This window comes from Streptomyces clavuligerus (genome assembly GCF_005519465.1).
GTDB classification, from domain to species: domain Bacteria; phylum Actinomycetota; class Actinomycetes; order Streptomycetales; family Streptomycetaceae; genus Streptomyces; species Streptomyces clavuligerus.
In genome coordinates this window covers 1053092-1079527 of sequence record NZ_CP027858.1, presented here as the reverse complement: position 1 = coordinate 1079527, position 26436 = coordinate 1053092, and the positions used below count along the sequence as shown (strand labels likewise).

At 72.1% G+C, this 26436-nt stretch carries 19 protein-coding genes; 11 read left to right on the top strand and 8 right to left on the bottom strand.

What is annotated here, in order from left to right:
* Window positions 1–424: 424 nt before the first annotated feature.
* The 9 genes from ngcE to CRV15_RS04325 all read left to right on the top strand — a co-directional run bounded on the left by ngcE (window position 425) and on the right by CRV15_RS04325 (window position 13219).
* On the top strand, window positions 425–1873 hold the full coding sequence (gene ngcE, locus CRV15_RS04370; RefSeq protein WP_003955612.1) for an N-acetylglucosamine/diacetylchitobiose ABC transporter substrate-binding protein: 1449 nt from the start codon (window positions 425–427) through the stop codon (window positions 1871–1873).
* 67 nt (window positions 1874–1940) lie between these two features.
* Window positions 1941–2864: a carbohydrate ABC transporter permease gene (locus CRV15_RS04365; RefSeq protein WP_003955613.1), complete on the top strand. Its 924-nt coding sequence runs from the start codon at window positions 1941–1943 to the stop codon at window positions 2862–2864.
* 11 nt (window positions 2865–2875) lie between these two features.
* Complete coding sequence (locus tag CRV15_RS04360; protein ID WP_003962190.1) at window positions 2876–3799, top strand: carbohydrate ABC transporter permease; 924 nt, start codon at window positions 2876–2878, stop codon at window positions 3797–3799.
* Window positions 3800–4090: 291 nt separating this feature from the next.
* The gene (locus CRV15_RS04350; RefSeq protein ID WP_003955615.1) at window positions 4091–5395 is read left to right on the top strand and encodes an ROK family transcriptional regulator; all 1305 of its coding nucleotides are present in this window, start codon (window positions 4091–4093) and stop codon (window positions 5393–5395) included.
* A 92-nt stretch (window positions 5396–5487) separates the two neighbouring features.
* A complete protein-coding gene (locus tag CRV15_RS04345) occupies window positions 5488–6603 on the top strand; it encodes a substrate-binding domain-containing protein (RefSeq protein WP_003962191.1) in 1116 nt (371 codons plus the stop codon).
* Between the two features lie 163 nt (window positions 6604–6766).
* Window positions 6767–7546: an ATP-binding cassette domain-containing protein gene (locus CRV15_RS04340; protein ID WP_003955618.1), complete on the top strand. Its 780-nt coding sequence runs from the start codon at window positions 6767–6769 to the stop codon at window positions 7544–7546.
* Window positions 7543–8835, top strand: coding sequence for a sugar ABC transporter permease (locus tag CRV15_RS04335; RefSeq protein WP_003955619.1), 1293 nt, complete (start codon window positions 7543–7545; stop codon window positions 8833–8835). Before CRV15_RS04340 ends, CRV15_RS04335 begins: the two co-directional genes overlap by 4 nt.
* A gap of 231 nt (window positions 8836–9066) precedes the next feature.
* Window positions 9067–11046, top strand: a complete 1980-nt coding sequence (gene dxs / locus CRV15_RS04330) for a 1-deoxy-D-xylulose-5-phosphate synthase (protein WP_086012155.1) — start codon at window positions 9067–9069, stop codon at window positions 11044–11046.
* Between the two features lie 652 nt (window positions 11047–11698).
* Entirely contained in the window at window positions 11699–13219 is a 1521-nt protein-coding gene (locus CRV15_RS04325) for an amino acid permease (RefSeq protein ID WP_009997803.1), read from the top strand.
* Window positions 13220–13234: 15 nt separating this feature from the next.
* Here CRV15_RS04325 and CRV15_RS04320 read toward each other — a convergent pair whose 3' ends face one another.
* The 6 genes from CRV15_RS04320 to CRV15_RS04295 form a co-directional block, all read right to left on the bottom strand.
* The gene (locus CRV15_RS04320) at window positions 13235–13630 is read right to left on the bottom strand and encodes a PIN domain-containing protein (RefSeq protein ID WP_003962194.1); all 396 of its coding nucleotides are present in this window, start codon (window positions 13628–13630) and stop codon (window positions 13235–13237) included.
* Between the two features lie 110 nt (window positions 13631–13740).
* Window positions 13741–15870, bottom strand: a complete 2130-nt coding sequence (locus CRV15_RS04315; protein ID WP_003962195.1) for a 3-hydroxyacyl-CoA dehydrogenase NAD-binding domain-containing protein — start codon at window positions 15868–15870, stop codon at window positions 13741–13743.
* Window positions 15867–17087 carry a thiolase family protein gene (locus tag CRV15_RS04310; RefSeq protein ID WP_003962196.1) on the bottom strand — a complete coding sequence of 407 codons (1221 nt, stop codon included), beginning with the start codon at window positions 17085–17087 and terminating at the stop codon, window positions 15867–15869. The genes CRV15_RS04315 and CRV15_RS04310 overlap by 4 nt, the downstream gene beginning before the upstream one ends.
* Window positions 17088–17366: 279 nt before the next feature.
* On the bottom strand, window positions 17367–18653 hold the full coding sequence (locus CRV15_RS04305; protein ID WP_003962197.1) for an HRDC domain-containing protein: 1287 nt from the start codon (window positions 18651–18653) through the stop codon (window positions 17367–17369).
* A gap of 77 nt (window positions 18654–18730) precedes the next feature.
* Window positions 18731–19393 (bottom strand): helix-turn-helix transcriptional regulator, encoded by a 663-nt coding sequence (locus CRV15_RS04300; RefSeq protein ID WP_029183089.1) that lies wholly within the window; start codon window positions 19391–19393, stop codon window positions 18731–18733.
* A 417-nt stretch (window positions 19394–19810) separates the two neighbouring features.
* Complete coding sequence (locus CRV15_RS04295) at window positions 19811–20512, bottom strand: DUF3000 domain-containing protein (protein ID WP_003962199.1); 702 nt, start codon at window positions 20510–20512, stop codon at window positions 19811–19813.
* A gap of 91 nt (window positions 20513–20603) precedes the next feature.
* Between CRV15_RS04295 and hemE the strand changes: the two genes are divergently transcribed.
* Window positions 20604–21719 (top strand): uroporphyrinogen decarboxylase, encoded by a 1116-nt coding sequence (gene hemE / locus CRV15_RS04290; RefSeq protein WP_009997805.1) that lies wholly within the window; start codon window positions 20604–20606, stop codon window positions 21717–21719.
* 681 nt (window positions 21720–22400) lie between these two features.
* Here the strand turns inward: hemE and CRV15_RS04285 are convergent.
* Both CRV15_RS04285 and CRV15_RS04280 read right to left on the bottom strand, forming a co-directional pair.
* Window positions 22401–23777 (bottom strand): FAD-dependent oxidoreductase, encoded by a 1377-nt coding sequence (locus CRV15_RS04285; protein WP_003962201.1) that lies wholly within the window; start codon window positions 23775–23777, stop codon window positions 22401–22403.
* A 52-nt stretch (window positions 23778–23829) separates the two neighbouring features.
* Window positions 23830–24786, bottom strand: a complete 957-nt coding sequence (locus tag CRV15_RS04280) for a DUF4349 domain-containing protein (RefSeq protein WP_003962202.1) — start codon at window positions 24784–24786, stop codon at window positions 23830–23832.
* A 132-nt stretch (window positions 24787–24918) separates the two neighbouring features.
* Here CRV15_RS04280 and hemG point away from each other — a divergent pair, with 132 nt between their 5' ends.
* Window positions 24919–26433: a protoporphyrinogen oxidase gene (hemG, locus tag CRV15_RS04275; RefSeq protein ID WP_003962203.1), complete on the top strand. Its 1515-nt coding sequence runs from the start codon at window positions 24919–24921 to the stop codon at window positions 26431–26433.
* The last annotated feature ends 3 nt before the right edge of the window (window positions 26434–26436 follow it).

Genomic DNA, 26436 nt, shown 5'->3' with positions numbered 1-26436 from the left:
TTGCTGGAGATGTCAAGGGTTCTGACGCTGTGTCAAGGCTGGAAGGCGGCGTTCCGTTAACGCCTGCGTGCTCGAATGGGTGCGGACAGTGCTCAGATATCCAAGAGGTCTCAACTCGGGAAAGACTGCCGCTCGACCGTGCTTTCGATCTTGCTCCTTTGAGGCTCAGTGGACTATACCTGTCGGCACCCCAAGGGCCGTTCCCCGGCTCGGGGCCGAGCGGGGACGGGGGTTGGGCGGAGCTGTCTGTCGGAGACGTCCGTCCGTCGGCCGAACTCCCCGCCGTCAGAAGGAACCTGGATTCACTTTTTCCCCTCCGGGAAAGCACAGCAACTGACCGCGGTGGCGGTGCCCTTCGCCTGCGAGCGATGTGTACGGGCGACTTGTTCACCGCCTGAGTCCTGATGAAGGCGAGGACTTGAGCATGGGATCGACCTCCGCCCACACCAATGAGGGCCTTGGCCGCCGTGATCTGGTCAAGCGCTCCGCCGCGCTCGGCCTGGTCACCGTGCCCGCGATGGGCTTTCTCTCCGCCTGCGCCACCGGTGGTGGTGGCGGCGACGACAAGAAGAGCGCCGCACCCACCGGTGAGGTCACGGAGAAGAATCCGCTCGGCGTGAAGGAGGGCGCCGCGCTGGAGGCGTTCATCTTCAAGGGCGGCCTGGGCGACCAGTACGCCAAGGACGCCGAGGCCGACTACAAGGCCACCTACAAGGCCGACGTCAAGCACACCGGCACCCAGGAGATCGGCCCGAAGCTCACGCCGCGCTTCGCGGGCGGCACCCCGCCGGACGTCATCGACAACTCCGGCGCCAACCACCTGGACATGAACCGGCTCTCCAGCCAGGGCCAGCTCCAGGACCTCGCCGCGCTGCTCGACGCCGCCTCGCTGGACGACCCGGCCAAGAAGATCCGGGACGTCATCCACCCGAGCACCCTGGAGAAGGGCAAGCACGGCGACACGTTCGACGTCCTCTACTACGCCTTCACCATCTACGGCACCTGGTACTCGCAGAAGCTCCTCGACGACAAGGGCTGGGCCTACCCCAAGTCCTTCGACGAGATGCTCAAGCTCTGCGCGGAGATCAAGAAGGACGGCATCGCGCCCTGGACGTACCCGGGCAAGTATCCCTACTACGTTCACTTCAACCTCTTCGCCCAGATCGCCAAGATCGGCGGCATGCCGGCCTGGATCGAGATCGACAACCTGGAACCCAACGCGTGGACCAAGAGCGACGCGGTCCGCCAGGTCGTCGAGTTCTACGAGGAGCTGGCCGCCAAGAAGTACTTCCTGGAGGGCAGCCAGGGGCTCACCCACATCCAGTCCCAGACCGCCTGGACGAAGAACCGGGCCGCCTTCATCCCCAACGGGTCCTGGCTGGAGAACGAGGCCGCCCCCACCACGCCGAAGGACTTCGGGATGGCCGTCGGCGCCCTCTTCGACGGCTCCGGGGACAAGATGCCCAACGGCTCCCTGCGCGGCGAGCCCAGCGAGCCCTACATCGTCGCCGCCAAGGGCAAGAACCCGCGCGGCGGCATGGAGCTGCTGCGCATCATGCTCTCCAAGAAGCACGCGCAGAACTTCGCCACCAAGGTCAAGTCGCTGACCTGCGTCATGGACGCCACCACGGGGATGAGCCTCTCCCCGGGCCTGGCCTCCGCGAGTGAGAAGTTCAAGGCCGCGGGGAACAACCTCATCACCATCCAGCTCCAGGAGTGGTACCCCGCGCTCACCGACGACAAGATCGGCGGACTCACCGGCCAGCTCCTCACCGGTGATCTGAAGGCCGCCGACTGGATCAAGAAGACCCAGGCGGAGGCGGACAAGGTGGCCAAGGACAGCGCGGTCACCAAGTTCAAGCGCACCGCCTGACGCTGACGCTCCATCAGTCAGGTCTCGAAGAAGTCGCAGTCTGAAGAAGGGGAAGGCCGGGAAGCGCATGCAACACGGCAAATACCGATTCATCGTGGGCTTCCTGGCCCTACCGCTGATCCTCTACGGCATGTTCCTCATATCGCCGTTCATCCAGGCGTTCCAGATCTCGATGACCGACTGGTCGGGTCTGTCGGGCACCGCGAACTTCGTGGGCCTCGACAACTTCGAACGGCTCTGGGAGAGCGACGACTTCTGGAACGCCCTGCGCAACAACGTCTATATGCTGGTGGTGGTCCCGGTCGTCACCCTGGGACTGGGGCTCTTCTTCGCCTTCATGCTCAACGTGGGCGGAAAGCGGCGCAAGAACGAGGTCGTCACCGGCGTCTCCGGGTCGAAGGTCTACAAGTTCGTCTTCTTCTTCCCGCAGGTCATCTCGGTCACCATCGTCGCGGTCATCTGGTTCAACATCTACAACCCCGACCCGAACGACGGCATGCTCAACGCCCTGCTGGGGGCGGTGGGCCTGGACTCCCTCCAGAACGCCTGGCTGGGGGAGAAGTCGGTCGCCCTGTGGTGCATCAGCGCCGTCATGGTCTGGGGCCACGTCGGCTTCTATGTGGTGCTGTTCTCGGCGGCCATGGCCTCCATCCCCCGGGACATCTACGAGGCCGCGCTGCTCGACGGCGCCAACCGCTTCCACACCTTCTTCCGGATCACCCTCCCGCTGCTGTGGGACTCGGTGCAGACCGGCTGGGTCTATATGGGCATCATCGCGCTCGACGCCTTCGCCCTGGTCCAGATCATGTCGGTGGGCCCGGGCGGACCGGACGGCGCAACCGATGTCATGCCGCTGCGCCTGTACCAGACCGCTTTCCGGGACAGCCAGTTCGGCTACGCCTCCGCGATGGGTATCGCGATGCTGGTGGTCACGATGACGTTCGCCCTGCTCACCATGCGCTTCGCGCGGCGTGAGCGGATCGAGTTCTAGGGGTAGCGCTGATGACGACCGAACAGATCAACACGGCGCGGAAGCAGGACGGCCCCGCCCCGGCGGGCTCCCCGGCCCCGGCCCGGAAGCGGACCGGTGGCGAGGGCACGGTACTGAACGTCTTCTCCCACGGCATTCTCGTGCTCTGGGCGCTGATGGTCGGCGTGCCGCTGCTGTGGGTGCTGTGGAGCGCCTTCAAGGACAGCAACGGCATCCTGTCCGACCCCTGGGGGCTGCCCACCAGCCTCCGCTGGGAGAACTGGTCCAACGCCTGGAACGAGGCGAACATGGGCCAGTACTTCCTGAACACGGTCATCGTGGTGGGCGGCTCCGTGGTCGGCACCATGGTGCTGGGCTCCATGGCCGCCTATGTGCTGGCGCGGTTCACCTTCCCCGGCAACAGGTTTATCTACTACCTGTTCGTGGCGGGCATGTCCTTCCCGGTCTTCATGCTGGTGATTCCGCTCTTCTTCGTCCTGCGGGACTTCCCGGGCACCTCGCTGCTCGCCACCTACCACGGCCTGATCCTCGTCTACATCGCCTACTCGCTGCCGTTCACCGTCTTCTTCATGACCTCGTTCTTCCGCACCCTGCCGGTCTCGGTGGCGGAGGCGGCGATGATCGACGGGGCCTCGCACACCCGGACCTTCTTCCAGGTGATGCTGCCCATGGCGAAGCCCGGACTGATCAGCATCGGGATCTTCAACTTCCTGGGCCAGTGGAATCAGTATCTGCTGCCGATGGTCCTCAACCAGGAGGAGGACAAGTACGTCCTCACCCAGGGGCTGGCCATGATCGCGCTGCAACAGGGCTATGAGAACGACTGGGGCGCGCTGATGGCGGGCATGATGATCGCGATGCTGCCGGTCCTCGTGGTCTATGCGATCTTCCAGCGCCAGGTCCAGTCGGGTCTGACGGCGGGCGCCCTGAAGTAGCACCCGGCGCACCGCTCGGACGCGCTCCGGGCGGAACGGTACGGCACGGCCCCCGGCGGACCCCTCCGCCGGGGGCCCTCGTGCTCCGGCCGGGGCGCGACGGCCCCGCCGGGGCGGGAGAGAGCGGTGCTCCCCCGGTCAAGCTCTTGACGCCATGACCGGCACGATGGCCAACTTGGGCTTCAGAAGTTGGAGGAATGCCGGGGTGCCCCGGACGGAGGCGCTCCGGGCGGAGCCGTCCGGCCGGGAACCGGTCGGCGCACCGCCCCGGGAGCAGGAGTGGATGGTCCGATGGAGACTCCGGGTTCGCAGACATCGCTGCACCGGGCCAATCTGGAGCGCGTGGTACGGGCCGTGCGCATGGCCGGCTCACTGACCCAGGCCGAGATCGCGCGGACCACCGGACTGTCGGCGGCCACGGTCTCCAATATCGTCCGGGAGCTGAAAGAGCGCGGGACCGTCGAGGTCACGCCCACGTCGGCGGGCGGGCGCCGGGCCCGTTCCATCTCGCTCAGCGCGGACGCGGGCGTGGTGATCGGCGTCGACTTCGGCCACAGCCATCTGCGGGTCGCGATCGCCGACCTGGCCCACCGGGTGCTCGCCGAGGAGTGCGAGCCGCTGGACGTGGACGCCTCCGCCGAGCAGGGCTTCGACCGGGCCGAGACCCTGGTGAAACGGCTGGTCGCCGGGAGCGTCGGCGAGCCGGGGAAGGTGATCGGCGCGGGCCTCGGCCTCCCCGGCCCCATCGACGCCGCGTCCGGCGTCCTCGGCCCCGCGGCGATGCTGCCCGGGTGGACGGGGACCAACCCCGGCGAGGAGATGGCCCGGCGGCTCGGGGTCCCGGTCCGGGTGGACAACGACGCCAACCTCGGCGCCCTCGGCGAGCTGGTCTGGGGCGGCGGCCGGGGCGTCGCCGACCTCGCCTATGTGAAGGTCGCCGCCGGGGTCGGCGCCGGTCTGGTGATCGGCGGCCGGGTCTTCCGCGGCCCCGGCGGCACCGCGGGCGAGCTGGGCCATGTCGTCCTCGACCCCGCGGGCCCCGTCTGCCGCTGCGGCAACCGGGGCTGTCTGGAGACCTTCGCCGCCGCCCGCTACGTCCTGCCGCTGCTGCGCACCAGCCACGGCCCCGGTCTCACCCTGGGCGACATGGTGCGCCTGGCCCGCGAGGGCGACGCGGGCTGCCGCCGGGTCGTCGCCGACACCGGCCGCCACCTCGGCACCGCCGTGGCCGCGCTCGCCAATCTGCTCAACCCCAGCCGGGTGCTGCTCGGCGGCGATCTCGCCGGGGCGGGGGAGCTGGTGCTCGGCCCGCTGCGCGACACCCTGGCCCGCTACGCCATCCCGAGCGCCGCCGCCCGGCTCACCGTGGCCGCGGGCACGCTCGGCCCCCGCGCCGAGGTGCTGGGCGCGATCGCCCTGGTGCTCAGCGAGATGGGCGACACGGGCCTCCTCCGGCACGGCACCGGCTCCCTCCAGGGCCTCGCTCCGCTCCCCGGCGGCGGCCTCCTCCCCGGCGCCCCCCGGTCCCGTACCCGCCCCGCCCCGGACGATCCGTCTTCACCTACAGAACGCATGGCACCGTTGTCATCTCGTTAAGGATTTACTCCTTGACCCCCCTGGGTACAGCCGAGTTGACTGCCGGTCACCTCGGCCGCACCGGCGCGGCCTCGTCAGGGGAGGTTCCACGGATGAACGCACATCTGCGTCGTGCGGCCGTCGTCACCGCCGCCACCGCCATGGCCGTCACGCTCGCGGCCTGCGGCAGCGCCAAGGAGGCCGGGGACAAGGCGAAGGAGTCCACCGGACCGAAGAAGGGCGACGCCATCACGGTCGGTCTGCTCCTCCCGGAGAACCAGACGGCCCGCTACGAGAAGTTCGACAAACCCCTCATCGAGAAGAAGATCGCCGAACTGACCGGCGGCAGGGGCGAGGTCGTCTACGACAACGCCAAACAGGACGCCACGCTCCAGAGCCAGCAGATCGACGCCATGATCACCAACAAGGTGGACGTCCTGATCCTCGACGCCGTCGACTCCAAGGCGGCGGCCCAGGGGGTGCGGAAGGCCAAGGACGCGGGCATCCCGGTGGTCGCCTTCGACCGGCTCGCCGAGGGGCCCATCGACGCCTACACCTCGTTCGACAACGAGGAGGTCGGCCGGGTCCAGGGCCGGGCCCTGCTCGAAGCGCTCGGCGACCGGGCGGGGAGCGGGAAGATCGTCATGATGAACGGCTCCATCACCGACCCCAACGCCGCGCTGTACAAGAGCGGTTCGCACGAGATCCTCGACGGCAGGGTGGCCGTCGGCAAGGAGTACGACACCAAGGAGTGGAAGCCGGAGAACGCCAACGCCAACATGGAGGCGGCGATCTCCGCGCTCGGCAAGGAGAACATCGTCGGGGTCTACTCCGCCAACGACGGGATGGCGGGCGGCGTCATCACCGCGCTCAAGGCGGCGGGCCTGGACAAGCTGCCGCCCGTCACCGGCCAGGACGCCGAACTCGCCGCCGTCCAGCGGATCGTGGCGGGGGAGCAGTACGCCAGCGTCTACAAGCCGTACGCCGGTGAGGCCCACGCGGCGGCGCGGATGGCCGTCGCGCTGGCCCGGGGCGAGAAGGTGACCGGCGTCGCGAAGGACACCGTCGACAGCCCCACCACCCGGGGTGTGCCCTCGATCCTGGTGCCCGTGGTGTCGCTGACCCGGGACAACATCGCCGACACCGTCGTCAAGGACGGGGTCTGGACCGTCCAGGAGATCTGCACGGCCAAGTACCGGCCGGCCTGCGACCGGCTCGGCCTGAAGTAGCCGCGTCCCCCCCGGGGGGCCGGTCCCATGGCCGGAAGGGACCGGCGCGCCGCCCCGAGCCCGCGCGTCGCCCCGCCCCCGGCCCGGCGCCGCGCCCGCGCACCACCGGCACCGCCCGCACCCGGTTCCGCCCGCGTACCACCCGTACGGTGAAGGAGTTCGTGTGTCCCCCCTGCCCGTGCTGGCCCTGCGAGGGGTCTCCAAACGGTTCGGCGCCGTCCAGGCGCTGACCGATGTCGCGCTGGAGGTCCACCCGGGCGAAGTCGTCGCCCTGGTCGGCGACAACGGCGCCGGAAAGTCCACCCTGGTCAAGGTGATCGCCGGGGTGCACCCCATCGACGAGGGCGTCATCGAGTGGGACGGCGCGCCCGTGACCGTCGCCCGCCCGCACGACGCCCAGCACCTCGGCATCGCCACCGTCTACCAGGACCTCGCGCTCTGCGACAACATCGACGTCGTCGGCAATCTCTTCCTCGGACGCGAGCTGCGCCGCCGCGGGGTCCTCGACGAGGTCGAGATGGAGCGCCGCGCCCGGGAACTGCTCGACACCCTCTCGATCCGCATCCCCAGCGTCCGCATCCCCGTCGCCTCGCTCTCCGGCGGCCAGCGCCAGACCGTGGCCATCGCCCGCTCCCTGCTCGGCGAGCCCCGGCTCGTCATCCTGGACGAGCCCACGGCCGCGCTCGGCGTCGAGCAGACCGCGCAAGTCCTCGACCTGGTCGAACGGCTCCGCCAGCGCGGCCACGCGCTCATTCTCATCAGCCACAACATGGCGGACGTCAAGGTCGTCGCCGACCGGGTCGCGGTCCTGCGCCTCGGCCGCAACAACGGCGTCTTCGACGTCGGCACCACCTCGCAGGAGGAGATCGTCTCCGCCATCACCGGAGCCACGGACAACGCCGTGACCCGCCGGGCGGCACGCATCGGGGAGGGCCGCTCATGACGGACCGCGCAGACCTGGCCAAGGACCGGGGACAGGGCCAGGACACACCGCCGGAGCCGCCCCCGGCCGTGCCCGCCGTCGACCCGCGGCTGTTGGTGCGGGAGCAGGGCCTCGCGGGCTATCTCACGGCCTTCCGCCGCACCGTCTCCGCCGGTGAGCTGGGCTCCCTCCCCGTCGTCCTCGGCCTCGTCGCCATCGCCGCGGTCTTCCAGAGCCTGAACGAGAACTTCCTCTCCGCCCAGAACCTCAGCAATATCGCCGTCGCCATGGTCGGCACCGGGATGATGTCCGTCGGCATCATCTTCGTCCTCCTCCTCGGCGAGATCGATCTGTCGGTGGGCGCGGTGAGCGGGGTCTCCGGCGCGATCGTCGCCGTGCTCAGCGTCACCCACGGGGTGAACGAGTGGCTCGCGGTCCTCGCCGCCGTCGCGGGCGGCGCGGCCATCGGCGCCCTGCACGGCTTCTTCTTCGCCGTCATCGGGGCGCCCGCCTTCGCGGTCACCCTCGCCGGGCTGCTCTTCTGGCAGGGCTTCATGCTCCAGCTCCTGGGCTCCAGCGGCACCCTCAACCTGGACCCCGACGGAGTGGTCGGCCAGCTCAACACCTACTACTTCAGCGATGTGGCCGCCGCCTACGGCCTCGCCGCCCTGGCCGTCGCCGTGTTCTTTCTCACGGCCCTCGCGGACCTCCGCCGCCGGGCCGCCGCGGGGGTCCCTTCCCGGCCGTTCACCGACATCGCGCTGCGCACGGCCGGGCTCGCCGCCGTGGCCTTCGCGGCGGCCTATGTCCTCAACCAGTACAAGGGGCTGCCGCTGGCCCTCGTCCTCTTTCTGGCCGCCCTGGTGACCACCGACTTCGTCCTGCGCCGCACGGCCTACGGGCGCACGGTCCTCGCCCTCGGCGGCAGCGTGGAGGCCGCCCGCCGGGCGGGTATCCCCGTCCATCTCGTCCGGATCTCCGTCTTCGCCGTCGCGGGCACCTTCGCCGCGATCGGCGGGCTCTTCATGGCGTCCAAGATCGCTGCCGCCAATCAGAGCGCGGGCGGCGGTGAGCTGCTGATGAACGTGATCGCGGCGGCCGTGATCGGCGGTACGAGCCTCTTCGGCGGGCGCGGCCGGACCTGGAACGCCCTCCTCGGCGTGATGGTCATCGTCTCCATCCAGTACGGCCTGGCGCTGGAGGGGATCAAGTCCCCGGTCCAGTTCATGATCACCGGCGGGGTGCTGCTCGCCACCGTCGTCATCGATTCGGTCACCCGCCGTACCCAGCGCACGGCAGGGCGCGCCTAGCGCCCCTCCAGCACCACCGTTCCCACCGGCGGACGCGATGCCCGGCCCCCGCTCCAGGGGGCCGGGCATTCTTCCGTATCACGGGTCTCTTTCGCAGGCTATCGGCCAATGGTGTGAGCCATAGGGCACCGCCCGAGGACCATGGCCCCGGACGGAACATTAGACTCAACCAAATCGGCAAAGGCTCGGCCCAGCTCCATAGACGCCCAGCTCACTACGCAAGGAGGCAGAGTGAAGGATTCGCGCGAAGCGCGTCGTTCGAGGGTCGTGGTGGGCGACGCCGAAGGACTGCTCGCGGGCGTCACGGGCCCGCGCGACCTGGACCGGCTCACCCCGGAGCAGTTGGACGAGCTGGCGGCGGAGATCCGCGCCTTCCTCGTGGACGCCGTCTCCAAGACCGGCGGCCACCTCGGCCCCAACCTCGGTGTGGTCGAGCTGACGATCGCGCTGCACCGGGTCTTCGACTCCCCCCGGGACCGGGTGCTGTGGGACACCGGCCACCAGAGCTATGTGCACAAGCTGCTCACCGGCCGCCAGGACTTCGCCCGGCTGAAGATGAAGGGCGGGCTCTCCGGCTATCCGGCCCGTGCCGAGTCCGACCACGACATCATCGAGAACTCGCACGCCTCGACCGTGCTCGGCTGGGCCGACGGCCTCGCCAAGGCCAATGAGCTGCTCGGCAAGGACGACCATGTGGTCGCCGTCATCGGTGACGGGGCGCTCACGGGCGGTATGGCCTGGGAGGCGCTGAACAACATCGCCGCGGCCAAGGACCGCCCGCTGGTGATCGTCGTCAACGACAACGAGCGCTCGTACGCGCCGACGATCGGCGGGCTCGCCAACCATCTGGCGACCCTGCGCACCACCGACGGCTACGAGCGCTTCCTCGCCCGCGGCAAGGACCTGCTCGGGCGCACCCCCGTCGTGGGCAAGCCGCTCTACGAGACCCTGCACGGCGCCAAGAAGGGCCTCAAGGACGTCATCGCCCCCCAGGGCATGTTCGAGGACCTGGGCCTGAAGTACCTCGGCCCCATCGACGGCCACGACATGGAGGCCCTGGAGTCCGCGCTCTCCCGCGCGAAGCGCTTCGGCGGCCCCGTGATCGTCCACTGCCTCACCGAGAAGGGCCGCGGCTATCAGCCCGCCCTCCAGGACGAGGCCGACCGCTTCCACGCCGTCGGCAAGATCCACCCCGACACCGGGCTGCCGATCGCCAGCTCGGGCCTGGACTGGACCTCCGTCTTCGGTGAGGAGATGGTCCGGCTCGGCGAGGAGCGCCCGGACATCGTGGCGATCACCGCGGCCATGCTCCACCCCGTCGGCCTGGACAGGTTCGCCAAGGCGTTCCCGCACCGGGTCTACGACGTGGGCATCGCCGAGCAGCACGGCGCGGTCTCCGCCGCGGGGCTCGCCACCGGCGGGCTGCACCCCGTCTTCGCGGTGTACGCGACCTTCCTCAACCGCGCCTTCGACCAGGTCCTGATGGACGTCGCCCTGCACAAGTGCGGTGTGACCTTCGTCCTCGACCGCGCCGGGGTCACCGGCACCGACGGCGCCTCCCACAACGGCATGTGGGACCTGTCGATCCTCCAGGTCGTCCCCGGGCTGCGGATCTCCGCCCCGCGCGACGCCGACCAGGTCCGGGCCCAGCTCCGGGAGGCCGTCGCGGTCGAGGACGCCCCGACCGTGGTGCGCTTCTCCAAGGGCGCCGTGGGCCCGGCGGTCCAGGCCGTGGGCCGGGTCGGCGGGATGGACGTCCTGCGGGAGGCCGGGGCCGAGCGCCCCGATGTGCTGCTGGTCTCCGTCGGCGCGCTCGCCCCGATGTGTCTGGAGATCGCCGACCTGCTGGACAAGCAGGGCATCTCCACCACCGTGGTCGACCCGCGCTGGGTCAAGCCGGTGGACGAGGCCCTGGCCCCGCTCGCCGAGCGGCACCGGGTCGTCGTCACGGTCGAGGACAACATCCGGGTCGGCGGTGTCGGCTCGGCCGTGGCCCAGGCCCTGCGCGACGCGGGTGTCGACGTCCCGCTGCGGGACTTCGGCATCCCGCCGCGCTTCCTGGACCACGCCTCGCGCGCCGAGGTGCTGACCGAGATCGGACTGACGGCCCCGGACATCGCCCGGCAGGTCACCGGCCTCGTCGCCCGGCTGGACGGACGCTACGACACCACCGCCGGGGCAGCGGAGGCGGCGGAGCCCGTCCGCGACTGATTCACCCTCTTCTGTGGCTCGGTTCGCCCCGGGCGTGCGTGGACGATGGCCCCGCACCCCGTCCTGGCGGGGGCGATCACCCCACCCCGGGGCGGTTCCCCCGGGGCGAGTGGGCCCTCGCCCTCTGCCCCGCCCGGGCGTTGGCCCCGGCCCTGCGGCGAGTGGGCCGTGGGGGCGCGTGGCCGCCGGGAGCGGGAGCGCGCGCCCGTCTCTTGGGCTGGACGTCTGCCTTGGCCCTGCGGGCGAGTGAGCCGTAGAGGTGCCGCGGGTGCCGAAAGCGGGGAGCGCGCCCCCGCCTTCTGGGCCGGGCGTTTGCCCCCGCCCCGGGGCGAGTGAACCGAAGGGGCGCGTGGCTGCCGAAAGCGGAGAGCGCGCCCCCGCCCCTTGGGCTGGACGTTTGCCTCGGCCCTGCGGCGAGTGAGCCGAAGGGGTGCCGCGGGTGCCGAAAGTGGAGATCGCGCGCAGGCCGTGAGGAACGAGCGGCCGAGCACGGTCGACCGTCGGCGCACGCTCTGGCACCCCGGAGGCGAACCGAGCCACAAATGCGGATGGGTGGTCCTTCCGGCTCATTCGCGTGAAACCCATCCGTACGGTCGCTCCTGCCACCGCCGCCGTCCCGATCATTTGGGGACGACAAGCGTGGAGGTGCACGGTGACCACAGACACCGACCCCGAGGGCCGTACGGGGATCTTCCGGACCAAGAGCGTCGAGCAGTCCATCCGTGACACCGAGGAGCCCGAGCACGGGCTCAAACGCTCCCTCAGCGCCCTTGACCTCACGGTCTTCGGGGTCGGTGTCATCATCGGCACGGGGATCTTCGTCCTCACCGGCGCGGTGGCCAAGGAGACGGCCGGGCCCGCCACCGCGCTGGCCTTCGTGGTCGCCGCGATCGTCTGCGGGCTCGCGGCCCTGTGCTACGCCGAGTTCGCGTCCACCGTCCCGGTCGCCGGGTCGGCGTACACCTTCGCCTACGCTTCCCTCGGTGAGCTGCCCGCCTGGATCATCGGCTGGGACCTCGTCCTGGAGTTCGCGGTCGGCACGGCGGTCGTCGCCGTCGGCTGGTCGGGCTATCTGCGCTCGCTCATGGACAACGTGGGCTGGCATCTGCCGCAGGCGCTCTCCGGCACCACGCCCGAGCACGGCTTCGCCTTCGATCTGCTCGCCTTTCTGCTGGTGCTGCTCCTCACGGCGATCCTCGTCCTCGGGATGAAGCTTTCCGCCCGGGTCACCACGGCCGTCGTCGCGATCAAGGTGGCTGTCGTCCTCATCGTCATCGTCGCCGGGTCCTTCTTCATCAAGGCGTCGAACTACGACCCCTTCATCCCCCCGGCGGTGCGGGAACCCGGTGAGTCGGGGCTTCAGCAGCCCCTGGTCCAGCTCATGTTCGGCTACGCGCCCACCAGCTTCGGTGTCATGGGCATCTTCACCGCCGCCTCCATCGTCTTCTTCGCGTTCATCGGCTTCGACGTCGTCGCCACCGCCGCCGAGGAGACCAGGAACCCGCAGCGGGACATGCCCCGGGGCATCCTCGGCTCGCTGTTCATCTGCACCGTGCTGTATGTCGCGGTCTCGATCGTCGTCACCGGGATGCAGCACTACACCAGACTGACGGTCGACGCCCCGCTGGCCGACGCCTTCAAGTCCATCGGTCATCCCTGGTACGCGGGCGTCATCAGCTTCGGCGCGGTGATCGGCCTCACCTCGGTCTGTCTGATCCTGCTGCTGGGGCAGACCCGGGTGTTCTTCGCGATGAGCCGGGACGGGCTGCTGCCGCGCTTCTTCTCCGTGACCCATCCGCGCTACCGCACGCCCTACCGGGCCACTGTCCTGCTCGGTGTCGTCATCGCGATCGTCGCGGGCTGCACCAATATCGAGGAACTGGCGGCGCTGGTGAACATCGGCACCCTCTTCGCCTTTGTCGTGGTGGCCCTCGGCGTGATCATCCTCCGCCGGACCCGCCCCGATCTGCCGCGCGCCTTCCGCACCCCGTTCGTGCCCTGGCTGCCCGCCCTCTCGGTGGCCGCCTCGCTCTGGCTGATGCTCAACCTGCCCAGCGAGACCTGGCTGCGGTTCGGGCTGTGGATGCTGCTCGGGGTCGTCGTGTACTGGCTCTACGGCCGCCGCCACAGCCGGCTGGAGCCAGGCGCCCCGGTGCCGCACCGGAGCCACTGAGGACGGCCGCCGGGCTCAGGGGCGGTGCACGGTCCGGGGGCCCGCCACCCGGGCGCCCTCGGCCAGGACCCGGCGGCGCAGCTCCCGGTCGGCGGTGACGACCACGCACGGCCGGTGGGCCGCCGCCCGGGCCAGCTCCGCGATCAGGTCGTCCCCGCTACCCGGCGCGTCGGCGACGCGGACCCCGGGCACCGAGCCGGTGCCGCGCGCCGCGCCCTCCACCACGAGCACGATCTCCAGCGGGCCCGGTACGCCCTCGACGCCGGGCTCCGCGTACTGCGCGAGCCGGTCCCGCAGCCGCAGGGCCGCGCCCCGCCGGTCGCGCCACCAGCCGTCGGGTACGGAGCCGACGACATTGGCGCCGTCGACGATCAGCAGGGTGGGGGCCACGGGCCCGGTCTCCTCGGTCATCGGCCGTGAGCCTACCCGGGGCGCCCGCCCGCCCGTGGCCGGTGGCGGCACGGCGAAGGGCCGTACGGCATCCCGTACGGCCCCTCGTTCCCGCGCGGTGCGCGTCCCCGTTACGCCGGGACGCTCGCCGTGCCGGGGGCGAGGAACGGCTTGCCGTTCACCCGCTGGGAGACGCCCTCACGGTCCAGGTACGGGGTGATGCCGCCCAGGTGGAAGGGCCACCCGGCGCCCGTGATCAGGCAGAGGTCGATGTCCTGGGCCTCGGCGACGACGCCCTCGTCCAGCATGAGGCCGATCTCCTGCGCCACCGCGTCCAGCACCCGGGCCCTGACCTGCTCCCCGGTGAGGACCGTGTCGCCCTGCCGCAGCAGCGCGGCGACCTCGGGGTCCAGCTCCGGACGGCCGGAGTCGTAGCGGTAGAAGCCGCGCTTGCCCGCCGCGACGACCGCCTGGAGGTTGGGGGAGACGGTGAAGCGGTCCGGGAAGGCCCGGTTCAGGGTCTCCGAGACATGCAGCCCGATCGCCGGGCCCACCAGCTCCAGCAGGACCAGCGGGGACATCGGCAGCCCCAGCGGCGCGACGGCCCGCTCCGCCACCTCGACGGAGGTGCCCTCGTCGATCACGTTCTGGATCTCGCCCATGAAGCGGGTGAGGATCCGGTTGACGACGAACGCGGGCGCGTCCTTCACCAGGACGGCGGTCTTCCGCAGCTTCTTCGCCACGGCGAACGCGGTGGCCAGCGACGCGTCGTCGGTCTGCTCGCCGCGGACGATCTCCAGCAGCGGCAGCACCGCGACCGGGTTGAAGAAGTGGAAGCCGACGACCCGCTCGGGGTGCTTCAGCTCGGCGGCCATCTCGCTGACGGAGAGCGAGGAGGTGTTGGTGGCGAGGATCGCGTGCGCCGGGGCGACGGCCTCGACCTCCGCGAACACCTGCCGCTTGACACCCATCTCCTCGAAGACGGCCTCGATGACGAAGTCCGCGTCGGCGAAGCCCTCCGCCTTGTCCAGCACACCGGTGACCAGGCCCTTGAGCCGGTTCGCCCGGTCCTGGTCGATCCGGCCCTTGCCGAGCAGCTTGTCGATCTCGGAGTGGACATAGCCCACGCCCTTGTCGATCCGCTCCTGGTCGATGTCGGTCAGGACGACCGGCACCTCAAGACGGCGGACGAAGAGCAGGGCGAGCTGGGAGGCCATCAGACCGGCGCCCACGACACCGACCTTGGTCACCGGGCGGGCCAGGCTCTTGTCCGGGGCCCCGGCCGGGCGCTTGCCGCGCTTCTGCACCAGGTTGAAGGCGTAGATGCCGCTGCGCAGCTCGCCACCCATGATCAGGTCGGCCAGCGCCTCGTCCTCGGCGTCGAACCCGGCCTGGAGGTCGCCGTCCTTGGCGGCGGCGATGATGTCCAGGGCGCGGTAGGCGGCCGGGGCCGCGCCGTGCACCTTGCCGTCGGCGACGGCCCGGCCGCGGGCCACGGCCGCGTCCCAGCCCTCGCCCCGGTCGATCTCCGCGCGCTCCACGGCGACCGTGCCGTTCAGCACCCCGGCGGTCCACACGAGCGACTGCTCCAGGAAGTCGGCGCCGTCGAAGATCGCGTCCGCGATGCCCAGCTCGGCCACCTGACCGCCCTTGAGCTGGCGGTTCTGGCTCAGCGAGTTCTCGATGATCACGGTGACCGCGCGGTCCGCGCCGATCAGGTTCGGCAGCAGGGCGCAGCCGCCCCAGCCGGGGACCAGCCCGAGGAAGACCTCGGGCAGCGAGAACGCCGGGATGGCCCGGGAGACGGTGCGGTACGAGCAGTGCAGCCCGACCTCGACGCCGCCGCCCATCGCCGCGCCGTTGTAGTACGCGAACGTCGGTACCGCGAGCGAGGAGAGCCGCTTGAAGACCTCGTGCCCGCTCCTGCCGATGGCCAGGGCCTCGTCCCGGGCGCGCAGCAGCTCCACGCCCTTGAGGTCGGCGCCGACGGCGAAGATGAACGGCTTGCCGGTGAGGCCCACGCCCACGACGGAGCCCTCGGCGGCCTCCCGTTCGACCTGGTCGATCGCGGCGTCGAGGTGGGCCAGCGACTGCGGGCCGAAGGTGGTCGGCTTGGTGTGGTCCAGGCCGTTGTCCAGGGTGATCAGCGCGAAGCGCCCGGCCCCGGCGGGGAGGTCGAGATGGCGGACGTGCGCCTGGGTGACGACCTCGTCCGGGAACAGCTCGGCCGCGCCCTTGAGGAGTTCGGCGGTGTTGCTCACTTGGTGCCTCCGTCGAAGTGCGGGTTCTCCCAGATGACCGTGGCGCCCATGCCGAAGCCGACGCACATGGTGGTCAGGCCGTAGCGGACCTGGGGCTGGTCCTCGAACTGGCGGGCGAGCTGGGTCATCAGCCGGACGCCGGAGGAGGCCAGCGGGTGGCCGAAGGCGATGGCCCCGCCGTACTGGTTGACGCGCGGGTCGTCGTCGGCGATGCCGTAGTGCTCCAGGAAGGCGAGCACCTGCACGGCGAACGCCTCGTTGACCTCGAAGAGGCCGATGTCCTCGATCGACAGGCCCGCCTGCGCGAGCGCCTTCTCGGTGGCGGGGATCGGGCCGTACCCCATGACCTCGGGCTCGACGCCCGCGAAGGAGTACGCGACCAGCCGCATCCGCACCGGGAGGCCCTGCTCCCGGGCGAAGTCCTCGGAGGCGACGATGGCCGCGGTGGCGCCGTCGTTGAGCCCGGCGGCGTTGCCGGCCGTGACCCGGCCGTGGGCGCGGAACGGGGTCTTCAGACCCGCCAGGTTCTCCAGCGTGGTGCCGGGCCGCATGGGCTCGTCCTGGGTGGCGAGCCCCCAGCCGGTCTCGCCGCCCTCGGGGGAGGTGCGGCGCACGGAGATCGGCACCAGATCCTGCTGGATCTTTCCGTCGGCGTACGCCTTGGCGGCCTTCTCCTGGGAGCGGACGGCGTACTCGTCGGCCCGCTGCTTGGTGATCGACGGGTAGCGGTCGTGCAGGTTCTCCGCCGTCATGCCCATGAACAGGGCGGACTCGTCGACGAGCTTCTCGCTGACGAAACGGGGGTTGGGGTCGACGCCCTCGCCCATCGGGTGGCGGCCCATGTGCTCGACACCACCGGCGATGACGACGTCGTACGCGCCGAAGGCGATGGAGCCCGCGGTGGTGGTGACGGCGGTCAGGGCGCCCGCGCACATGCGGTCGATCGAGTAGCCGGGCACGGACTGCGGGAGCCCCGCGAGGATGCCCGCGGTGCGGCCCAGGGTCAGCCCCTGGTCGCCGATCTGGGTGGTCGCGGCGATGGCGACCTCGTCGATGCGGGCGGGGTCGAGACCGGGGTTGCGCCGCAGCAGCTCGCGGATGGACTTGACGACCAGGTCGTCGGCCCGGGTCTCGTGGTAGATGCCCTTCGGGCCCGCCTTGCCGAACGGGGTCCGGACGCCGTCCACGAAGACGACGTCCCTGAGGGTACGAGGCACGATGGCTCTCCTCCAGGGTGCGAGGTTGCACTGCTGCGGGGCGCGCCGCGGGACGAGCCCTAAGCGCGCGCTTGCTCACCCTCATGCTACTTGTGGGTAACCAGCCTGCACAGTCCCGCGCCCGGACGCGGCGAACGTCACACGCCGCAGGGGTGGCCGTCCGGCCGGAACGGGGGGACGGAGCCCGCGGCGGGTACCCGGCGGGAAGGCGCGAACGCCCCCGCGGGCAGGCCGCGGGGGCGGTTCGGACGGGTGCGCGGCCGGGCGGCCGGGCGGCGGTCAGGCCCCGGTGGCGAGGGCCTGGGCGAGCAGCGGGGCGACCAGCTCGATCTGCCAGGGGCGGGCGCCGAACCCGGCGAGCGCGGCGGCCACCGCCGCCTCGGAGCGCTCGGCCGGGGGCTCCCAGCAGACCCGGCGGACCGTGTCCGGGGTGATCAGGTTCTCCTGCGGCAGATTCAGCCGCTCGGCCAGCTCGGACACCGCCGTACGGGCCGCCGAGAGACGCGCCGCGGCCACCGGGTCCTTGTCCGCCCATGCCCGGGGCGGCGGCGGGCCGTTCAGCGGCTGTCCCGGCTGCGGCAGCTCCGACTCGGACAGTGCCTTCGCCCGGTCCACGGCCGACTGCCATTGCTCCAACTGGCGGCGGCCCATCCGATGGCCGAAGCCCGGCAGCGCGGTCAGCGCCTGCACCGTCGGGGGCACCGCGAGCGCCGCCTCGATGATGGCGCTGTCGCTCAGCACCTTCCCGGGCGAGACATCGCGCCGCTGCGCCACCGCGTCACGGGCGGTCCACAGCTCCCGGACGACCGCCATCTGACGGCGGCGGCGCACCTTGTGCATACCGGAGGTCCGCCGCCAGGGGTCCTTGCGGGGCGCGGGGGGCGGCGCGGCGGCGATCGCGGCGAACTCCTGCCGCGCCCACTCCAGCTTCCCCTGCTCCGCCAGCTCTTCCTCCAGGGCGTCCCGCAGGTCGATCAGCAGCTCCACGTCCAGCGCGGCGTAGCGCAGCCAGGGCTCGGGCAGCGGGCGGGTGGACCAGTCGACGGCGGAGTGCCCCTTCTCCAGGGCGTATCCGAGGACCGACTCGACCATGGCGCCGAGGCCGACCCGGGGGAATCCGGCCAGCCGTCCGGCCAGCTCGGTGTCGAAGAGGAGGGCGGGGGCCATGCCTATGTCCCGCAGGCACGGCAGGTCCTGGGTGGCGGCGTGCAGGATCCACTCGGCGCCGTCGAGCGCCTCGCCGAGGGGTGAGAGGTCGGGGCAGGCCACCGGGTCGATCAGGGCGCTGCCCGCGCCCGCGCGGCGGAGCTGCACCAGATAGGCGCGCTGGCCGTAGCGGTAGCCGGAGGCCCTCTCGGCGTCCACGGCGACGGGTCCGCTGCCCGCCCCGAACGCCGCCGTCACCGCCGCGAGCGCGTCGGCGTCGGCGACCACCGCCGGAATCCCCTCCCGGGGTTCCAGCAGCGGGGTGGGAGGTGCCTCTTCGGCTGCGACGCCGTCGTCCGGGGGGGCGCCCCCGGCGGTTCGCAGTGCGGTCTCTGCTGCGGTCTCTTGGGCGTCGGTCACGTGTCAAGGGTATCCGTGAACGGAGCGCGCCTGACGACGGAACGTTCCGTCCGCGGGCGCGCTCCGTCCGGGGACGCTCAGTGGATGATGCCGGTACGCAGAGCCACCGCCACCATCCCGGCGCGGTCACCGGTGCCCAGCTTGCGGGCGATGCGGGCGAGGTGGCTCTTGACGGTGAGGGCCGAGAGTCCCATCGAGACTCCGATGGCCTTGTTGGACTGGCCCTCGGCCACCAGCCGCAGCACCTCGACCTCCCGCCCGGACAGCTCGCGGTAGCCGCCCGGGTGGCTCGGGGCACCCGGGGGGCGGCGGTGGCCGAGGCGGGCCCCGGCGCCCATGGGGGCGGCGCCGGGTCGGGTCGGGTGGCCGATGTTGGTGCGGGTGCCGGTGACGACATAGCCCTTGACTCCGCCCGCGAGCGCGTTGCGCACGGCGCCGATGTCATCGGCGGCGGAGAGGGCGAGTCCGTTGGGCCAGCCCGCGGCGCGGGTCTCGGACAGCAGGGTCAGCCCTGATCCGTCGGGCAGATGGACGTCGGCCACGCAGATGTCGCGGGGGTTGCCGACGCGGGGGCGGGCCTCCGCGATGGACGACGCCTCGATGACATCACGTACTCCGAGCGCCCACAGATGGCGGGTGACGGTGGAGCGGACACGCGGGTCGGCCACGACGACCATGGCGGTCGGCTTGTTCGGGCGGTAGGCGACCAGGCTTGCGGGCTGCTCAAGGAGAACGGACACCATACCTCCTGGGGAAGGTTCGGGACGGGGCGGCTCGGGGATGAAGCCGGGGCGAACCGATCAAATTCGGGTCACTGACCTCTTCGGCACCAAACCTGATCTGCTTTAGGGAAAGATCACGATTTAGTGAGTGATAAAGCGGGCAATTCGGACGGATGATCGATCATCCTACGAACGAATTGACGGAACGCCCCGCCGTGACGCCCCTGGACGCCCCTGAAGGGAGCCGCACCCGCCGCCGCCTCGGGGCCGCGCCGCACCGTCCGGGAGTGCCCGGGACCGGGGCCGAAACTCCCGTACGTGTACGTCTACGCGGCACCGCGACGGGACCGTGGCGCCGCGGTCGCCTCCCAGGGCGGGGCGCCGGAACGGGTCAGGGGCCGGGGGCCAGTCTCCACCGGACGGGCCCCGCCGTTCTCACCGCTGCCGGGGCCCCCGCCGCTGCGGCAGGCTCACCACACCGGCCCCCGCCTCCGTGCCACCCGTCGGCGACGGCGGCAGTCCCGCGATCTGACTGAGCAGATCGCACCAGGCCACCAGGTGCGCACCCATGTCCGGTACCCCGTCGGGGCCCTCCTCGGGCGACCACGAGGCACGGATCTCGATCTGGGTCGCGGGCCGTCGGGCGGCCAGTCCACCGAAATAGTGAGACCCCGCGCGGGTGACGGTCCCGCTCGGCTCCCCGTACCCGAGACCCCGCGTCTCCAGCGCCCCCGTCAGCCAGGACCAGGACACCTCCGGCAGCAGCGGATCGGCCGCCATCTCCGGCTCCAGCTCCGCCCGCACCAGGGTCACCAGCCGGAACCTCCCCTGCCACGCCTCGTGACCCTCCGGCGCGTACAGCAGCACCAGCCGCCCGTCGGCCAGCACCTCTTCCTCACCGTCCGGGTCGTCCGCGACCGTCGCCTCCAGGGCGTACGCGTACGGGGCGAGCCGCTGGGGCGGACGGGCGGGCTCCAGTCCGATCTCGGGGCGCGGCGCAGCGCCCCGCAGCGCTTCGACGGCGAGCCGGAAGGCCCGCGGGGTCGTGTCGCCCCCCGAGCCGTCCCGGTCGCCGGTGCCGTTCGCATGATCGGAGTGATCGGAATGATCGGAGAAATGTCCCTGAGCCGCAGCCATGCGGGGAAGACTAGGCGGAACGGCGCCCGGGCGCTCGGGAGACACCCGGGGCGGGGCGGCCGTTTCCCCGGGCCGTGCGAAGATTTGGGGCGTGACCGCCTACGACCGCACCCAGAGCCGCACCCCGGACCCCTCCCAGGACAGCGCGCAGGACCGCTCCGGCGGGCCGCGGCAGCCGCAGACGTACGACTCCGCCTTCCTCCGGGCGTGCAGGCGGGAACCGGTGCCGCACACACCGGTCTGGTTCATGCGGCAGGCGGGCCGCTCCCTGCCCGAGTACCTCAAGGTGCGCGAGGGCATCGCCATGCTCGACTCCTGCATGCGCCCCGAGCTGGTCAAGGAGATCACCCTCCAGCCGGTGCGGCGCCACGGCGTCGACGCGGCCATCTACTTCAGCGACATCGTCGTCCCGCTCAAGGCCATCGGGATCGACCTCGACATCAAGCCCGGCGTCGGCCCGGTCGTCGCCGAGCCCTTCCGCAGCCGCGCCGACCTCGCCCGGCTGCGCGACCTGACGCCCGAGGACGTCTGGTACGTCACCGAGGCCATCGGGCTGCTCACCGCCGAGCTGGGCGGCACGCCGCTGATCGGCTTCGCGGGGGCGCCGTTCACGCTCGCCAGCTATCTCGTCGAGGGCGGGCCCTCCCGCAACCACGAGCACACCAAGGCGCTGCTGCACAGCGACCCGGAGCTGTGGGCCGACCTCCTCGACCGGCTCGCGGAGATCACCTCCGCCTTCCTCAAGGTCCAGATCGAGGCCGGGGCGAGCGCGGTCCAGCTCTTCGACTCCTGGGTGGGCGCGCTGGCCCCCGTGGACTACCGGCGCTCGGTCATGCCCGCGTCCGTGAAGGTCTTCGACGCGGTGGCCGGGTACGGGGTGCCCCGTATCCACTTCGGTGTGGGCACGGGTGAACTGCTCGGCCTCATGGGCGAGGCCGGTGCCGACGTCGTCGGCGTCGACTGGCGCGTCCCCCTCGACGAGGCCGCCCGCCGGGTGGGCCCCGGCAAGGCGCTCCAGGGCAACCTGGACCCCGCGGTGCTCTTCGCCGGGACGCGTGCGGTTGAGGCCATGACGGACGAGGTGTTGCGTGCCGCGGCCGGTCTGGAGGGCCATGTCTTCAATCTGGGCCATGGGGTCCTCCCCACCACCGACCCCGACGCGCTGACCCGTCTGGTCTCGTACGTGCACGAGAACACCGCGCGCTGACGTCTTTCGCGCGGTGGTGCCCGCGCCATTCGTTGGCCCTGGCCGACGGATGCGCCCGTTGTTTGGGTGCGGGGCCGTCCTTGAGCTCTTCCAGAGGGGGCGCTCCCGACCGGCTTGATGTTGCGCGGTTTGCCCGATGCTCCCGAGCGAGGCGAAAATCCAGCCCCTCCGGGGGAGCTTGAGGCACGGGGCCCAAAATCCAGCTTCTTGGGGCGGCCCGCGCATCATCAAGCCTCGCCGGCGTTTGAGGCGCGGGGGTTCGGGGGCTGGCCCCCGACGACGGGGCCGCGCGAGGGTTCGTCGGCTTGCGCGTGAGGTTTTCCGTTGGGTGCGGGGTCCGTCCTCAAGCGCCGGACGGGCTTGTTGTGTGCGGGTCCGCCTGTGCCCGGGGGTTGGGGGTGCGGGCGGTCCCACCGTGCGGGATGTGGGGGCCTCCGGGCTCGACTCCTCAGGGCCGGCAGACCGGACGTCCGATGTCTGGACGCGGGTGATTCTCCGCCGGTCCCTTCCGGGGACGACCCTGCACCCCCCACCACGGGCAGACGGCCCACTCGGCGCGGGGAGTGGGCATAGTTCCGCCCGGTGGGAGAGGGACGGCCCCGGGGCCCGCCAGGGGAGACGGCCACTCGGTGCGGGGAGTGGGCACAGTCCAGCCCGGTGGGCCCCGTCGCGGGGGCGGACTCACCCCGTGGCGCGGACCGCCGCCACCGCCTTGCGGGCCGCGATCAGGACCGGGTCCCAGACCGGCGAGAACGGCGGGGCGTACCCGAGGTCGAGCGCGGTCATCGCCTCCACCGTCATCCCCGCCGTCAACGCCACCGCCGCCACATCCACCCGCTTCGCCGCGCCCTCCCGTCCCACGATCTGCACCCCGAGCAACCGCCCCGTACGCCGCTCCGCCAGCATCTTCACCGTCATCGGCCGCGCCCCCGGGTAGTACCCCGCCCGGCCCGTCGACTCGACGGTCACCGGGACGAACTGGAGCCCCACCCGCGCGGCGTCCTTCTCCCGCAGCCCGGTGCGGGCGATCTCCAGATCGCAGACCTTGCTGACGGCCGTGCCCACGACCCCCGGGAACGTGCCGTAGCCGCCGCCCACATTCGCACCGATGACCTGCCCGTGCTTGTTCGCGTGCGTGCCGAGCGGCACATACCGCTCCCGGCCCGAGACCAGGTCCAGGACCTCCACGCAGTCCCCGCCCGCCCAGATCTCCTCCCGGCCGCGGACCCGCATCGACAGATCCGTGAGCAGCCCCCCGGACGACCCCAGCGGCAGCCCCGCGGCCCGCGCCAGCTCCGTCCCGGGCGCCACGCCGAGGCCGAGGACCACCACGTCCGCCGGGAATTCCCGGTCCCCGGCCAGCACCGCGCGGGCCCGGCCGTCCGCGCCGGTCAGCACGGCGGTGACCTCGGTCCCGTTCACGGTCGTGATGCCGAGGCCGTCCATCGCCGCGCCCACCAGCGCGCCCATGTCCGGGTCGAGCGTGGCCATCGGCTGGGCGCCCCGGTTGACGACGGTGACCTCGAAGCCCCGGTTCAGCAGCGCTTCCGCCATCTCCACGCCGATGTACCCCGCGCCGACCACCACCGCGCGCCGCCCCGGCGCCGCCGACAGGGCGTCGAGCAGCGCCTGTCCGTCGTCCAGGGTCTGCACCCCGAACACGCCCGGCGCGTCGATCCCGGGCAGCGGCGGACGGACCGGCCGCGCCCCCGTCGCGATCACCAGCTTGTCGTAGCCGGTCCACTCCTGACGGCCGCTCTCCAGCTCCCGGGAGCGCACCCGGCCTCCCGCGAGGTCGATCTCCGTCACCTCGGTGCGCATCCGCAGATCGATGTCCCGCGCGCGGTGCTCGGCGGGGGTACGGGCGATCAGCTCGTCCCGTTCGGCCACCTGCCCGCCCACCCAGTACGGAATCCCGCACGCCGAGAACGAGCTGAAGTGACCGCGTTCGAAGGCCACGATCTCCAGCTCCCCGGGGCCCTTGAGCCTGCGTGCCTGCGACGCGGCGGACATGCCCGCCGCGTCGCCCCCGATGACCACCAGTCGCTCCGCTGTCATGGGGCCCACCGTACGGGCGGGGCGCCGGGCCCGGGGCGCCGAGTGGCCGTGATCACTCCGGGGCGGAGCCGCGCCGTTCCCCGGCGGACACAGCGTCCGCCGCCCGCCGGGCCCGGGAGCGCAGCACGGGCCGCAGCGCCCACCGCCACACCGCGAAGGCCGCCCCCAGCACCGCCGCGAACGGGAGCGCCGCGCCGATCCCCGCCCCCGTCCAGCGCGACGACGTGACCAGCGCGTCCCAGCCGCCGCCGAGGGCGTCCAGGAAGCCCGGCCCGTCCCCGTCCCCTGTCCCGTCCTTCTCCGCCTCCTCCTGGAGCGAGAGGGTGATCGTCGCCAGCGTGGTGCGGTCCTTCAGCGACTTCTCCTTCGCGAGCAGCGCCTCCAGATCCGCCTGCCGCTTGCCGAGCTGCTCCTCCAGCGCCACCACGTCGGTCAGCTTCCCGGCCCGGTCCATCAGCTTCCGTACCCGCTCCACGCTGGCCCGCTGGGTCGCGAGGCGGCTGCGGACGTCCACGACCTCCTCGGTGACGTCCTCGGCCCGCGCCGAACGGTTGAGCAGCTTCCCGGCCCCGGCGAGCCGCGTGAGCACCGCGTCGTACCGGTCCTCGGGCACCCGCAGCACCAGCGAGGAGTACATCCCGCCGGGCTCCTCCTCGCCGGTGGTGGACTCCTCGGAGACATCGCCCCCGGCCTCCTCGGCCGCGGCCCGGGCCGCCTTCAGCGCGCGGGGCACGCTCGGGACCCGGATCTCCAGCTCGGCGGTGCGGACGATGTGCTCCCCCTGGGCCGGGGCCGCCTCGTCCGCCGCCTCCGACGCTGTGTCCTCGGTGTCCGCCGCGCCCTCCGCCTCCGGGGCGGCCCGCTGCGCCTCGACGGCCGCCCGGCTCCCCTCGCTCCGCGCGACACCCGGGTCCGCCCCGTCCACCTGCTTCTCCGACCCGCCGGCACACCCCGTCACCGCCATCGCGACGACCAGCGTCAGCGCGGCGGCACCGCGTCGTGCGTCCATATCGGCCCCCAGTTCCTTCTCGTTCCGTTTCCATCCGCACCCTCGACGGAGCGGGCGGCCCGCGCGTTCGCCCCCGCCGGTGGCGAAGAGGTCACGGTCGGGACACGGAACGGGGTTTGAGAGAGTGGGGGCATGCAGTCTTCCCAGCACGCGGAGAGCACAGCGGCGGACACCGGCGACCCCGGGGCCACCGGCCGTACGGGCAGCGGGACCGGCGGGGCCCCGGGCGGCGCGCCGCCCGCGCATGTGGTGGTCGTCGGGGGCGGGATCTCCGGCCTCGCCGCCGCCCACCGGCTGGTGACCGCCGGGGTCCGGGTCACCCTCGTCGAGGCGTCCGAGCGCGTCGGCGGCAAACTGCACACCGGCGAGATCGCCGGGGTCCCCGTCGACCTGGGCGCCGAGTCCATGCTCGCCCGCCGCCCCGAGGGCATCGACCTCGCCCGCGCCGCCGGGCTCGGCGACCGGCTCCGGCCGCCCGCCACCGCCACCGCCTCCATCTGGACCCGCGGCGCCCTGCGCCCCATGCCCCAGGGCCATGTCATGGGGGTCCCCGCCACCCCCGACTCCCTCGCCGGGCTGCTCAGTCCCGAGGGCGTCGAGCGCATCGGCCGCGAGCGCGACCTGCCGCCCGCCGCCGTCGGCGACGATGTCGCGGTCGGCACGTATGTGGCCGAACGCCTCGGCCGCGAGGTCGTCGACCGGCTCGTCGAACCCCTGCTCGGCGGGGTCTACGCGGGCGACGCGTACCGGATCTCGCTCGCCGCCGCCGTGCCCCAGCTCTTCGCCGCCGCCCGCGGCCACGGCCATCTCCTCGATGCCGTCGACGCGGTCCGCCGGGAGACGGCCGCCCGCCAGGCCGACGGCCCCGTCTTCCTCGGCATCGACGGCGGTGTCGGCACCCTGCCCCTGGCCGTCGCCGCCGCCGTGCGCGCCCACGGCGGCACCCTCCTCACCAGCACCCGCGCCCTCGGGCTCGCCCGCGTCCCCGGCGGCTGGCGGGTCCGCACCGAGCACGGCGTCCTCGAAGCCGACGGCGTCGTCCTCGCCGCCCCCGCCTGGACCACCGCCGAACTCCTCGCCGCCGAGTCGCCCGTCGCGTCCGCCGAGATCGGCCGGATCGAGTACGCCTCCATGGCCCTCGTCACCCTGGCCTTCCGCCGCTCCGACACCACCGGGCTCCCCGAGGGCAGCGGCTTCCTCGTCCCCCCGGTCGACGGCCGCACGATCAAGGCGTCCACCTTCTCCAGCCGCAAGTGGTCCTGGGTGGACAAGGGCGCGCCCGACCTCGTCCTGCTGCGCGCCTCCATCGGCCGCTACGGCGAGGAGGAACAGCTCGAACGGGACGACGCCGACCTCGTCCGGGCCGCCCTCACCGACCTCGGCGCCGCCACCGGCCTCGCCGCCCGGCCCCTCGCCACCGAGGTCACCCGCTGGATCGGCGGGCTGCCCCAGTACCCCGTGGGCCACCGCGCCCGTGTCGCCCGGGTCCGCGCCGAGGTCGCGAAACTCCCCGGGCTCACCGTCTGCGGAGCCGCCTACGACGGCGTCGGCATCCCCGCCTGCGTCGCCGACGGACGGCGCGCGGCGGAGGAGATTCTCGCCACGCCGACCCTGGCGCGGGGCACTGATCACGGCGCGGGACAATAGGCA

What these genes read in the sequence shown, in the direction of transcription:
- ngcE (WP_003955612.1), top strand. Translation starts at nt 425, where the DNA reads ATGGGATCGACCTCCGCCCACACCAATGAGGGCCTTGGCCGCCGTGAT.
- CRV15_RS04365 (WP_003955613.1), top strand. Translation starts at nt 1,941, where the DNA reads ATGCAACACGGCAAATACCGATTCATCGTGGGCTTCCTGGCCCTACCG.
- CRV15_RS04360 (WP_003962190.1), top strand. Translation starts at nt 2,876, where the DNA reads ATGACGACCGAACAGATCAACACGGCGCGGAAGCAGGACGGCCCCGCC.
- CRV15_RS04350 (WP_003955615.1), top strand. Translation starts at nt 4,091, where the DNA reads ATGGAGACTCCGGGTTCGCAGACATCGCTGCACCGGGCCAATCTGGAG.
- CRV15_RS04345 (WP_003962191.1), top strand. Translation starts at nt 5,488, where the DNA reads ATGAACGCACATCTGCGTCGTGCGGCCGTCGTCACCGCCGCCACCGCC.
- CRV15_RS04335 (WP_003955619.1), top strand. Translation starts at nt 7,543, where the DNA reads ATGACGGACCGCGCAGACCTGGCCAAGGACCGGGGACAGGGCCAGGAC.
- CRV15_RS04320 (WP_003962194.1), bottom strand. Translation starts at nt 13,630, where the DNA reads ATGACCGAGGAGACCGGGCCCGTGGCCCCCACCCTGCTGATCGTCGAC.
- CRV15_RS04295 (WP_003962199.1), bottom strand. Translation starts at nt 20,512, where the DNA reads ATGGCTGCGGCTCAGGGACATTTCTCCGATCATTCCGATCACTCCGAT.
- CRV15_RS04285 (WP_003962201.1), bottom strand. Translation starts at nt 23,777, where the DNA reads ATGACAGCGGAGCGACTGGTGGTCATCGGGGGCGACGCGGCGGGCATG.
- CRV15_RS04280 (WP_003962202.1), bottom strand. Translation starts at nt 24,786, where the DNA reads ATGGACGCACGACGCGGTGCCGCCGCGCTGACGCTGGTCGTCGCGATG.
- hemG (WP_003962203.1), top strand. Translation starts at nt 24,919, where the DNA reads ATGCAGTCTTCCCAGCACGCGGAGAGCACAGCGGCGGACACCGGCGAC.